This is a genomic window from Actinophytocola sp. (assembly GCF_036555685.1).
Classification (GTDB): domain Bacteria; phylum Actinomycetota; class Actinomycetes; order Mycobacteriales; family Pseudonocardiaceae; genus Actinophytocola.
Genome location: NZ_DATBKY010000074.1, coordinates 15,896 through 27,012, shown reverse-complemented (window position 1 = coordinate 27,012; position 11,117 = coordinate 15,896). Strand labels below are relative to the sequence as shown.

General features: G+C 70.2%; 13 protein-coding genes. 7 read left to right on the top strand and 6 right to left on the bottom strand.

The window, feature by feature from the left end; genetic code table 11:
• Both VH969_RS07940 and VH969_RS07935 read left to right on the top strand, forming a co-directional pair.
• On the top strand, window positions 1-274 hold a 274-nt coding region (locus tag VH969_RS07940; protein ID WP_331972786.1), incomplete at its 5' end, for a hypothetical protein.
• 3 nt (window positions 275-277) lie between these two features.
• Window positions 278-694, top strand: coding sequence for a type II toxin-antitoxin system VapC family toxin (locus VH969_RS07935; protein WP_331972784.1), 417 nt, complete (start codon window positions 278-280; stop codon window positions 692-694).
• Window positions 695-776: 82 nt separating this feature from the next.
• On the opposite strand, the gene VH969_RS07930 is transcribed toward VH969_RS07935, so the two are convergent.
• From VH969_RS07930 to VH969_RS07915, 4 genes are all read right to left on the bottom strand, one after another.
• Entirely contained in the window at window positions 777-1,985 is a 1,209-nt protein-coding gene (locus tag VH969_RS07930; protein WP_331972782.1) for an acyl-CoA dehydrogenase family protein, read from the bottom strand.
• The gene (locus tag VH969_RS07925; protein WP_331972790.1) at window positions 1,982-3,280 is read right to left on the bottom strand and encodes an acyl-CoA dehydrogenase family protein; all 1,299 of its coding nucleotides are present in this window, start codon (window positions 3,278-3,280) and stop codon (window positions 1,982-1,984) included. Before VH969_RS07925 ends, VH969_RS07930 begins: the two co-directional genes overlap by 4 nt.
• Window positions 3,281-3,415: 135 nt before the next feature.
• Window positions 3,416-4,810, bottom strand: a complete 1,395-nt coding sequence (locus VH969_RS07920) for an amidase (RefSeq protein WP_331972780.1) — start codon at window positions 4,808-4,810, stop codon at window positions 3,416-3,418.
• Between the two features lie 37 nt (window positions 4,811-4,847).
• Complete coding sequence (locus tag VH969_RS07915; RefSeq protein WP_331972778.1) at window positions 4,848-5,840, bottom strand: D-2-hydroxyacid dehydrogenase; 993 nt, start codon at window positions 5,838-5,840, stop codon at window positions 4,848-4,850.
• A 161-nt stretch (window positions 5,841-6,001) separates the two neighbouring features.
• Here VH969_RS07915 and VH969_RS07910 point away from each other — a divergent pair, with 161 nt between their 5' ends.
• The 4 genes from VH969_RS07910 to VH969_RS07895 are packed head-to-tail and all read left to right on the top strand — an operon-like array spanning window position 6,002 to window position 8,740.
• Window positions 6,002-6,496: a DUF3830 family protein gene (locus VH969_RS07910; protein WP_331972776.1), complete on the top strand. Its 495-nt coding sequence runs from the start codon at window positions 6,002-6,004 to the stop codon at window positions 6,494-6,496.
• Window positions 6,497-6,508: 12 nt separating this feature from the next.
• Window positions 6,509-7,279 (top strand): maleate cis-trans isomerase family protein, encoded by a 771-nt coding sequence (locus VH969_RS07905; protein ID WP_331972774.1) that lies wholly within the window; start codon window positions 6,509-6,511, stop codon window positions 7,277-7,279.
• 23 nt (window positions 7,280-7,302) lie between these two features.
• A complete protein-coding gene (locus VH969_RS07900; RefSeq protein ID WP_331972772.1) occupies window positions 7,303-8,028 on the top strand; it encodes a maleate cis-trans isomerase family protein in 726 nt (241 codons plus the stop codon).
• A 46-nt stretch (window positions 8,029-8,074) separates the two neighbouring features.
• A complete protein-coding gene (locus VH969_RS07895) occupies window positions 8,075-8,740 on the top strand; it encodes a GntR family transcriptional regulator (RefSeq protein WP_331972771.1) in 666 nt (221 codons plus the stop codon).
• 61 nt (window positions 8,741-8,801) lie between these two features.
• Here VH969_RS07895 and VH969_RS07890 read toward each other — a convergent pair whose 3' ends face one another.
• The gene (locus tag VH969_RS07890; protein ID WP_331972770.1) at window positions 8,802-9,545 is read right to left on the bottom strand and encodes an ANTAR domain-containing protein; all 744 of its coding nucleotides are present in this window, start codon (window positions 9,543-9,545) and stop codon (window positions 8,802-8,804) included.
• 28 nt (window positions 9,546-9,573) lie between these two features.
• Window positions 9,574-10,284: a GAF and ANTAR domain-containing protein gene (locus VH969_RS07885; protein WP_331972768.1), complete on the bottom strand. Its 711-nt coding sequence runs from the start codon at window positions 10,282-10,284 to the stop codon at window positions 9,574-9,576.
• 173 nt (window positions 10,285-10,457) lie between these two features.
• Between VH969_RS07885 and VH969_RS07880 the strand changes: the two genes are divergently transcribed.
• Window positions 10,458-11,066, top strand: coding sequence for an RNA polymerase sigma factor ShbA (locus tag VH969_RS07880; protein ID WP_331972766.1), 609 nt, complete (start codon window positions 10,458-10,460; stop codon window positions 11,064-11,066).
• Window positions 11,067-11,117: the final 51 nt, after the last annotated feature.

The following is an 11,117-nucleotide window of genomic DNA, read 5'->3' as shown; positions in this document are numbered from 1 at the left end:
GTTCCGCGCTCGCCACACTGCCGCCGATGCGTCGTTCGCGAGACCCATGCCCGGTAGACTGATCGTTGTGAGCGCGGAGCGAGATGAGCTGATGCGCCTGGTCCAGGCCCTGCCGGAGGACCAGGTGGGCGAAGCTCTGGCCGAGATGCGGCGACATCTGCGGCCAGTGTCGGATGACCGTCCGTGGCCGCCGGCCTTCTTTGCGGGTGCCGCTGGCGAGCCAGACACCAGTTCCCGCGTCGACGAGCTGCTCCGCGAGGGCTTCGGCCGATAGCCCGTGATCATCTGCGACACCGGGCCGCTGGTGGCGGCTACCCTCTACAAGGACAACAACCATCACCGCTGCGTCGAGTTGTTCACGAGCCTGCGCCTGAACAACGAGCGGATCCTCGTGCCGACCCCGATCATCGCGGAGGTCGGCTATCTCATCGGGCGCTTTGATCCGCGGGTGGAAGCGAGTTTTCTGCGGGCTCTGGCGGCTGGTGACTTCGTACCGGTGGAGCTGACCACAAGCGACTACGAACGCATGGCCGAGCTCGTCGAGCAGTACGCCGACCTGCCTCTCGGCACGAGCGATGCCGCCGTGGTTGCGGTGGCGGAACGTCTCAAGGTGGTCGAGGTGGCGACGCTCGACCGGAGGCACTTCACGATTGTCAGGCCCAGCCACGTCAACACGCTGACGCTTCTCCCTTGACGCTCCAGTCTCCCGCTGCCTCCCTCGTACGGGCGCGGGTTGCGGTCGACGGGTATTCGGACGACGGGCCTGTTTTAGCAGGTCACTTCAGTTCTGCGGACGTCTTTCCGAGCAGGCGGCGGGCGATGATGAGTTGCTGGATCTGTTGTGTCCCTTCGAAGATGTCCATGATCTTGGCGTCGCGGGACCACTTCTCCAGCAGTTCGGTTTCCGTGTAGCCCACGCTTCCGCAGAGCTCCACGCAGCGCAGCGTTATCGCCGTCGCCGATCGGCCTGCTTTGGCCTTTGCGTAGGACGCCTGCAGCGAGTTCGGTCTGCCGTTGTCGGCCATCCAGGCCGCCTGCAGCGTCAGGAGGTACATCGACTCGTAGTCGGCTTCCATTTCCAGGTACGCGGCCGCCGCGGCGGACTGGGCGGCCGGTGGGCGGTCGTAGTCAACTTCTATGCCGGCTTCGCTCAGGAGGCGGCGGGTTTCCTCCAGCGCGGCCCGGGCGATGCCCACTGCCATCGCGGCCACCAGCGGGCGGGTGTTGTCGAACGTCTGCATCACGCCCGCGAAGCCCTTGTCCGGCAGGATCTCCGGCGAGCCCAGCAGGTTCGTCGCCGGGACGCGGACGTTGTCCAGGCGGAAATGCGCGGTGTCGGACGCTCGGATGCCGAGCTTGTGCTCCAGGCGCACCAGTTCGAAGCCGGGCGTGTCGCGGTCGACCACGAACGACTTGATCGCCGCCTTTCCCTTGCCGCGGTCCAGGGTGGCCCAGACGACCACGCAGTCCGCCCGTTCGCCCGAGGTAACGAAGATCTTCTCGCCGTTGAGGACGTACTCGTCACCGTCGCGGACCGCCGTGGTGCGGATGGCGCCCGAGTCCGAACCCGTGTCCGGCTCGGTGATCGCCATCGCGGCCCATTTGCCCTTGTACCGCGCCAACTGATCCTCGTCGGCCACCGAGGCGATCGCGGCGTTTCCCAGGCCCTGGCGGGGCATCGACAGCAGCAGGCCCGCGTCGCCCCAGCACATTTCCATCGTGCCCAGGGCCAGCGACATGTTGCCGCCGTTCACGACCTCGCCGCGCTTGCGGGACGAGGACGAGCGGCGGACGCCACCGGTGCCGGCGCCACGGCCGGACGCCGACAGGCCGTCCAGCAGCGCCGCGAGCGTGTCGAGTTCCTTCGGGTACGTGTGCTCCGCCCGGTCGTACTTGCGCGAGTTCGGGCGCAGGAAGGCGATGGCCGCCTGCCGGGCCTGCTCGACCAGCGTGGTGAACTTCTTCGGAACCTCGAGGTTGATCACACCAGCACCGCGCCTTCCATCAGCCCGACCGCCCGCAGGTCGCGGTACCACCGCTCCACCGGGTGCTCCTTGACGAACCCGTGCCCGCCCAGCAACTGCACGCCGTCGCTGCCGATCGTCATTCCCTTGTCCGCGCACAGCCTCCGCGCCAGCGCCACCTCGCGCGCGAACGGCAACCCCAGCGACGCCCGCGCGGCCGCCCGCCACGTGACCAGCCGCATCCCGTCCAGCTCCGTGCCGATGTCGGCCACCTTGAACGCCACCCCCTGCCGGTGCGACACCGGCTCCCCGAACGCCACCCGGTCATTCACGTAACCGGTCACATAGGACAGCACCGCCGCGCCCGTGCCCACCGCCAGCGCGCACCAACCCAGCCGCGCCAGCCGCACGCAGTCCGCGTACACCGCCGGGTCCGCGCCGCCGAGCAGCGCCGACGCCGGCACCGGCACCTGCGACAACGTCAGCCGTCCCGTGCCCGCGGCCCGCAGGCCCATCGCCGGCTCCGGCTCGACCGACAGGCCCGCCGAGGACGACTCCACGATGAACAGCGCCGGCCCGCGCCCGTCCAGGTCGGCCGCCACCACGAACACCTCGCCGGCCGACGCGCGCGGCACGAGCGACTTCACGCCGTCCAGCGCGAACCCGCCCGCCGTCCGGTACGCCTTGGTGCGCAAGGAGAACGGGTCGAACAGCGCCTGTGGCTCCTGGATCGCGAGCGCGGCGCCCGGCACGTCGGCGCCATCGGAACCGCCCACGAACGCCGGCAGGTACGTCGCCTGCTGGGTCTCGTCGCCCCACAACACGAGCGCGTTCGACACCGCCGCGGGCGCCAGGCACGCGAGCGCCACGCCCATGTCGCCCTCCGCGAGCGCGGACGCGACCAGCACGTTCGTCACCGTCGAGCGCTCGGTGGCCACGCCGCCCAGGTCCTCCGGGACGCCGATCATCGTGATGCCGAGCGAGGCCGCCGTGGCGAGCAGCTCCGGCGGCGGCTCGCACTTGTCGTCGGCCACCGCGGCCGCCGGGCGCACCTGCTCAGCGGCGAACTCGCGGACCGTGTCGGCGATCAGCTGCTGCTCTTCGGTCGGGTCGAGGTCGAACACGCCGCTGTTGCCCGTCGCCGGCAGCCGCTTCGGCTTCGCCAGCTTCGTGGCCGCGCTGAACGAGCGGCTCGCCACCGTGAAGCCGGCCTTCGTCGCCTGGTACACGACGCGGTCGACCGGGGTCTTGATGCCCAGCCGTTCGACGACGCGGGCGCCCCCGAGCCGGTTGAGCACCGACATCGCGGCCCCGATGGCGGTGCGCCGCTGCGGCTTGGCGCTTTGACCTTCGCTGGTCGACACCCCGACCACCCCTACCTACTCGCAAGTAAAGTAACGGTACCTACTCTAGAGTAGGATAGGGCAGCCGGCGGGCCGATGTGCGGCCTGTCACCCGAGTGCGGGGCGTTTTCCCTGCCACGGGCGGGCTTGCTCGAACGCCTGGCACGCGGCCAGCACGCGCGCGTCCTCGTGCTTCGGCCCGACGACCTGCAGCCCGACCGGCAGCCCGGCCGAGGTGAACCCGCAGGGCAGGCTCGCGGCGGGCTGCTGGGTCATGTTGAACGGGTAGGTGAACGGCGTCCAGCTGGTCCAGCGCACCTCCTGCGACCCGGTCGGCACCTCGACGCCGGCCTCGAACGCGGCGATCGGCATGGTCGGGGTCAGCAGCAGGTCGAAGTGCTCGTGGAACTCGCCCATGATCCGGCCGAGCTCCGCGCGCACGGCGGTGGCGGCGACGTAGTCCAGCGCCGTGCGGGTGGCGCCCTCCTCGCAGACCTGCAGCAGCGCCGGGTCGAGCCGGGCGCGCTGCTCGGGGCGGAGTGCCACGATGGACGCGGCGGCGCCCGCGAACCACAGCGTGTGGAACGCGTCCAGCGGGTCGATGATCGCCGGGTCGACCAGCTCGACGCGCGCGCCGAGGTCGGCGAACACGTGCGCGGCGTCGTCCACCAGCGCCGCCACCTCCGGGTCGACGGCGGCGAAGCCCAGCCGGGGGCTGAACGCGATCCGCATGCCGTCCACGCCCGACTTCAGCGTCTGCAGCATCGACCGCTCCGGCCGCGGCCCGGCCGTCCAATCGCGACTGTCCGGGCCGGACAGCACGTCGAGCGCCAGCGCGCTGTCCGCCACCGTCCACGACAGCGGGCCGACGTGCGCGAGCGTGCCGTACGGGCTCGCCGGATACAGCGGCACGAGACCGTAGGTCGGCTTGATGCCGAACACGCCGCTGAACGCCGCCGGGATGCGGATCGAGCCGCCGCCGTCGGTGCCGATGGAGATCGGGCTGGTGCCCGTGGCCACCGCGGCGGACGCGCCGCCGCTGGAGCCGCCGGCCGTTTTCGTTACGTCCCAAGGGTTGCGGGTGATGCCGGTGAGCGGGCTGTCGGTGACGCCCTTCCAGCCGAGCTCCGGCGTGGTGGTCTTGCCGACCAGTACGGCGTTGTGCTCGCGCAGCCGGGCGACCGCGGGGGCGTCGGCGTCCCACGGCTGGTTCGGGTCCACCGTGTACGAACCGCGCAGCGTCGGCCAGCCGCGGCGGAGCAGGATGTCCTTGATGGACACCGGGACGCCGTCGAGCAGGCCCTGCTGCTCGCCGGCCCGCCAGCGCTTCTCCGACGCCTCCGCCTCCGCGAGCGTTCTCTCCGGATCGACGAGGCAGTAGGCGTTCACCGCGTCGTTGACGGCGGCGATGCGGTCCAGCGCGTCGCGGGCGACGTCGACGGGGGACAGGCTGCCGTCGCGGTAGGCGGCGAGCATCTCGGTCGCGGACAGCTCGGCAGTCACTGTGTCTCCTCTGTTCGCTCCGCTGCGCCGCTCTCGCTCACGATGCTCCCTCCCGGACGTACCCCCGCTGCTTGTCCACGACGTTGCGCAGCGGCCGGCCGTCCAGATACCTCGTCAGGTTGTCCTGGAACAGTGCTACCAGTTCCGACCGCCACCCCACCACGTCGCCCGACATGTGCGGGGAGACGATCACGTTCTCCATCGTCCACAGCGGCGAGGACTCGGGCAGCGGCTCCGCGGCGAACACGTCCAGCGCCGCCCCCGCGATCCGGGCGGCGGCCAGCGCCTCGACCAGGTCGTCCTGCACCACGAGCGGCCCGCGGCCGACGTTGATCAACCGCGCGGTCGGTTTCATCACGGACAGCGCGGCCGTGTCGATCATGCCGCGGGTCTGCTCGGTCAGCGGCGCGGCCAGCACCACGTAGTCCGCCTCGGCGAGCCCGTCGGCCAGCCTGTCCATCGGGAGCACGGAGCCCAGGTCCGGGTCGGTCTCGCGCGCTCGCCGGCCGATCCCGGTCACGGTCATGCCGACCGCCGCGAGCTTGCGCCCGATGGCCCGGCCGATCGGACCGGTGCCGGCGACGAGGGCGTGCCGGCCGCCGAGCCGCTCGGACTCCCGGTGCCGCCAGCGCCGGTCCCGCTGCAGCCGGACCGTGCCGGGCAGGTCCTTGGCGAGCGCGAGGGCCAAAGTGAGCACGTACTCGGCCATCGGTTCATCGAAGATGCCTCGTGAATTGGTCACGACCACCTCGCTCGACACCACCTCGGGTGACAGAACGTGGTTGACTCCGGCACTGGCGGCGTGCACCCAGCGCAACGCGTCCGCGGCTGGCCAGGCCGTTGCCAGCGCGTGCGAGCGGAAGTCCCAGACGAACAGCACGTCGGCGCCTGGCAGCGCGCTGACCAGGTCGTTGCCGGTCGCGTACCGCACGTCGGCCAGGTCCTCGAGGCCGCCGGTGTCGGGTGGCTTCCCGGGGTCACCCGATTGCGGGTGCAGGATGACGACGGTCGCGGAGCGTGGTGAAGTCATGAGCCCATGCTCCCCTCAACGAGTGGTCCGTGCGTGGGGAGCGGCGAGGGATTGACACGCTAAGAGCCACTCGTATGATTGTCAACAATCGGCGCGGTCGCTGCAGCCCGCGGGAGAGCAAGTCAAGAACTACAGGTGCTGCATGACCACGGGGATTGCTGATGTCGAGGTTGATGACGATCACTTTGGAGCGCCGAGGCGTCTCCTGCGTCGCCCAGCTGCTGGAGAAGGACGCTCCTCGCACGTGTGAGGCCGTGTGGAACGCGCTGCCGCAGGCAGGTCCCGTGCACCACGCCAAGTACGCCCGCAACGAGGTCTACACGATGGTCGAGCGCTTCGTCGACGCGCCGATCGGGCTGGAGAATCCGACCGTCACGCCCATCCCCGGCGACGTGGTGTTCTTCGACTTCCACGGCGGCATGCTGGACCGCGCCTTCAAGGAGGAGAAGGGCCTCGAGTCCCTGCCCGGTGTCATCGACCTGGCGATCTTCTACGGCCGCAACAACATCCTGCTGAACGGCGATGTCGGCTGGGTACCGGGAAATGTCTACGCGTCCATCGTGGAAGGCCTGCCGGCCATGGCGGAAGCGTGTAACGACGTCTGGCGATCCGGCAGCGTCGGTGAACGGCTGGTGTATCAACGACTCGACGACTGACGGGCGGGCGGCATGTCGTACCAGAGAGACAGGGCCGTGGAGATCATCGGCCCGGAGCTCGTCACGCAGCGCGGAGTCGGCGTCGTCGCGCCGTTCGACTTCGCGCTGGATCGCGAACTGTGGCGCTGGGCGCCGGATGACATCTCCTTGTACGTCACCAGGCTGCCGTTCGTGCCGGTGCCGGTGACCGTGGAGATGGCCGCCGAGCTGAGCGATCCGGACCGCGTGCGCCGGGCGACCGCCGACGTACTCGCGCCCGAGCCGCTCGTCGTCACCTACGCCTGCGCGTCCGCCAGCTTCGTCGGGGGCATGGCCGGCGAGCGCGCGCTGACCGCGAGCATGCTGGCCGCCGGCGCGCCCGCCGCCACGACCACGTCCGGTGGGCTGATCGAGGCCATCCGCGTGCTCGGGTTGAGACGGATCGCGGTCGTCACCCCCTACATCGACAGCGTCACCGACCGGCTGCTCGGCTTCCTCGGCGAGTACGGCGTCGAGGTCGTGTCGAGCGTCGGTCTCGGGCTGCTGGACCACATCTGGAAGGTCGGCTACGCCGAGATCGTCCAGGCGGTCACCGCCGTGGACGTGCCGGAGGCCGACGGGCTTTTCATCAGCTGCACCAACGTGCCGACCTACGACATCATCGGGCCGCTCGAGCGCTGGCTCGGCAAGCCGGTGCTGACCGCGAACCAGGTGACCATGTGGTCGGCGCTGCGCCAGATCGACTCGCCGATGATGGCCGCCGGCCAGTGGCTCGCCCAGATCAACGAAACACACGCCGCCTGATCTATATAGGATAGTCGACCACCATGAGCCTCACCGTCGGTTTCCTCTACCCCGGCTACAGCGCCGAGGACGAATACCCGACCATGGAGCGGCTGCTCGCCGACTCGGGCCGGGCCACGCGCCTGCCCGTAGTGCACACGCTCATGCGCGAGGATGCGCACCGGATCGACGCGCTGCTCGACATCGGCGGGCCGGAGGTGCTCGCCGACGGCGCCCGCGAGCTGCGGTCGATGGGCGTGGACGCCGCGGTGTGGGCGTGCACCAGCGGCAGCTTCGTGTTCGGATGGGACGGCGCGGAGGCCCAGGTCGCCGGCGTTCGGGAGGCGGCCGGCGTGCCGGCGTCCAGCACGTCGTTCGCCTTCGTCAACGCCGTGAAGCACCTCGGGCTGCGCCGGGTCGCGATCGCCGCGACCTACCCGCAGGACGTGGCCGACAGTTTTGCCGAGTTCCTGGGCAAGGCGGGCATCGACGTGGTGTCGCTGTCCTGCCGGGGCATCATCACGGCGGCGGAGGTGGGCGCCCTCGGGCGGGAGGACGTGCTCGACTTCGTCGCGGCCAACGACCACCCGGACGCGGAGGCCGTGCTGGTGCCGGACACCGCGTTGCACACGGTGGCGTGGCTGGAAGATCTGGAGCAGCGGCTGGGCAAGCCGGTGCTGACCGCGAACCAGGTGAGTGTCTGGGAGGGGCTGCGGCTCGTGGGTGACACCGCGCCGCGACCCGGGCTGGGCGCCTTGTTCGCCGCATAGGTGGAGAGGAAGCGGGGGCGTATGAGCGAAGCGTGCGAGGGGCGTCGTGAGTGAGCTGGGTGAGCTCGAACCGGTCGCCAGACAGTCGACGGCGGAGCTCATCGCCGACCAGCTGCGGTCCGCGATCATGTACGGGGTGTTCGCTCCCGGGACCCAGCTCGGCGAGGCGGAGCTCGCCGCGCGGTTCGAGGTGAGCCGGGGCCCGCTGCGGGAGGCCATGCAGCGGCTGGTCCAGGAAGGGCTGCTGCGGGGCGAGCGGCACCGTGGCCTGTTCGTCATCGACCTCGACGCCAAGGACGTGCGCGACATCTACCTCGCGCGGCTCGCGATCGAGCGGGCGGCCTGCCAGCTGATCATGCACGGCAACCGCGGCGAGGCAGTGGTGCGGCTGGCCGAGGCGCTCGACAACCTGGTGGCCGCCGCCGAGTCCGCCGACCGCAACGCGATGAGCGATGCCGACCAGGCATTCCACCTCGCGCTGGTCAGCTGCTCGGGGAACTCGCGGCTGGAGCGGATGGCGCAGACGCTGCTGGTGGAGACGCGGATGTGCCTGGCCGCGCTGCAGGACCACTACCCCGAGCCGCACGAGCTCGTCACCGAGCACCGGGTGCTCGTGGACGCCATCTCCGACGGCGACGAGGAGCAGTTACTCCGGCTGATCGACACGCACATGCGGGACTCGATCGACCGCCTGACCCCGTCCGCCGGCTAGCTCACCCTCCGGGGTTAACCCGGCAACCGCTTCCGTTATAAACGCGCCCGCGGACCCGGCTTCAATGCCCGTCCGATTTGTTCCCGCCGGTCCCGTTCGGCAGCTGTCCGGTGTCGAACGAACCGTCCACGATCGCGCACGCGAGGTCGGCGATCCGCAGGTTGTGGCTGCGCGCGTAGCGGCGCAGCGCCTCGAACGCGGCGTCCATGCCCAGCCCCAGCCGCTCACCGGTCACGCCCTTTGCCTGCTCGATCACGATGCGGCTGGACAGCGCGTGCTGCAGCTGCGCGGCGAGGTCCTGCTGCCGGCGCAGCTCCCTGACCTGCACCAGGCCGATAGTCGCGAGGTCGGCCATGGCCTGCGCGACGCGGTCGGTGACCTTGTCGATCTCGCCGGGCGCCGCCCGGAACAACGTCAGCGCGCCGACCACGTTCGCGCGCAGCCGCATCGGGACGGCGTGCGCGGCGGCGTACCCGGCCGCCGTCGCGGTCTTCGTGAACTCCGGCCAGCGCAGCGCCGTCCGCGCCAGGTCGGGCACGACGACGGGCGCGCCCGAGCGGCAGCAGGCGGGCCCGGGACCGTCCTCGAGCAGTGCCAGCACCATCGTCCGGTCGTCCGAGGCACCGGCCGCGTTGGTCCGGCCACCCTCGTCGACCAGCGACAACCCGGCCGCGGACACGTCGAGCAGGCGCACGCAGCGGTCCGCGAGCAGGTTGAGGAAGTGGTCGAGCTCGAACTCGTCGACCACGGCGTCGGCGAGCTCCACAAAGGTCTCGGCCAGCTCTTCGACAGGCGTGCTGGTCACGAGGCAAGCGTACGACCGGCACTATCAGTTATGGGGCCCCAATGCCGGGTTCGGAAGTATTCGGCCGGAAACGACGCCGACGCGTGACAATTTCGCGCGCAATTTCCAAAAGGGGTCTTGCCTGCGCATACGCATGCGCTCGCAGGCACACGAGTGCCTCGGCGACGTCGAGACCCAGTTGGACGGACACGATTCCGGTGGCCTGGTGGATCTCCGGATGGACGGGCGACCAGCCGTCGGGAACGTGTCGGCGCAGGTCGGACGGAGAGTGATGAACGCCGTCGAGCAACAGGCCGAGCGCCACCCCGGCGAACGCGTCGACCTCCGCGCGCTGCGACGTCACGAGCACCGTCGGAACGCGTGAATAGAGACCGAACAGTCCGATTGTCGCCGTACCGACCCGGATGGGCAGGACCAGCATCGCGCGCGCCCCCGAGTCCGCGGCGGCCCGCGCGAACAGCGGCCAGACCCGCCGGCTCGCCACCGTCGCCACGTCCGTCACGGCCACCGGCCTGCCGTCCTTGACCGCGTCCGCAGCGGGTCCCTCGCCGAGCAGAACCTGCAGGTCGGACAGGGTTTCGGCGAGTGGATCGGTGGCGATGGCCGGGCCCGCGGACCCGGGAAGGCCGCTGACCCAGGCGCCGCTCATGCCGGTGAGGTCGACGCAGACCGCGCAGACGGTGCGCAGTGACAGCGGAGTGTTCCGGGTGCCGGAGTACTCCGCGATCCGTTCCCACACGCGTAGTGTTCGAGAGTCGATCACCGTGGTTCTGTTCAGATAGGTCCGAGTGAGGTCGCGGCCGGTACCCGAGAGTAGTCACCGGCCGGTCGGGGAACCGGGTGCAAGTGCGCTATGCGGACAGGGCCTTTTGACTCTGTTCCAGATACAACCACTTTACGAGTATCACTCACATGCAGGTCATCTCGTCTGACGCCACGGAAATCTTCGCGAGGCTCAAGAGCGCCGCGTTCCACGAGCTCGTCGTCTCGTCCATGAGGGGCGAGCAGGACGCAGTCGCGACCCTGTTCACGTGGATTCGACCGGCGATAGTTCGTTACTGCCGGTCACGGATCGGCCGCAGCGGTTCGGCGTACTCGTCCGCGGACGACGTCGCCCAGGAGATCTGCGTCGCGGTGCTCGGCGCGCTCGGCCGGTACAACGACGAGCCCGAGTCGTTCCTGCCCTTCGTGTACGGCATCGCCGCCCACAAGGTCGCCGACCACTACCGCCGCGCCGGTCGCGACCGGTCCGACCCGTCGGCCGACGTGCCTGACGGCGTCGACGTCAGCGCGAGCCCGGAGCAGCTGATCATGGCTGCCGACCTGCGGGACCGCCTCACCGACCTGCTGGCCACGCTGCCCCCGCGTCAGCGGGAGATCCTGCGGCTACGCCTCATCGTCGGCCTGTCCGCCCAGGAGACCGCAAGCACCGTCGGCCTGACGCCGACAGCGGTCCGGGTGACCCAGCACCGCGCACTCGCGAAGCTCCGCGCCGCGCTTTCGCGGGCCGAGTGGGTCTAGCCAGCCCTTTCTCGCAGTGATCAACCGCGTCAGATCACTGGCGCGGCGCTG

Coding starts and splice junctions, on each gene's coding strand:
- VH969_RS07915 (WP_331972778.1), bottom strand. CDS start 5,840: ATGACTTCACCACGCTCCGCGACCGTCGTCATCCTGCACCCGCAATCG.
- VH969_RS07910 (WP_331972776.1), top strand. CDS start 6,002: ATGTCGAGGTTGATGACGATCACTTTGGAGCGCCGAGGCGTCTCCTGC.
- VH969_RS07905 (WP_331972774.1), top strand. CDS start 6,509: ATGTCGTACCAGAGAGACAGGGCCGTGGAGATCATCGGCCCGGAGCTC.
- VH969_RS07900 (WP_331972772.1), top strand. CDS start 7,303: ATGAGCCTCACCGTCGGTTTCCTCTACCCCGGCTACAGCGCCGAGGAC.
- VH969_RS07880 (WP_331972766.1), top strand. CDS start 10,458: ATGCAGGTCATCTCGTCTGACGCCACGGAAATCTTCGCGAGGCTCAAG.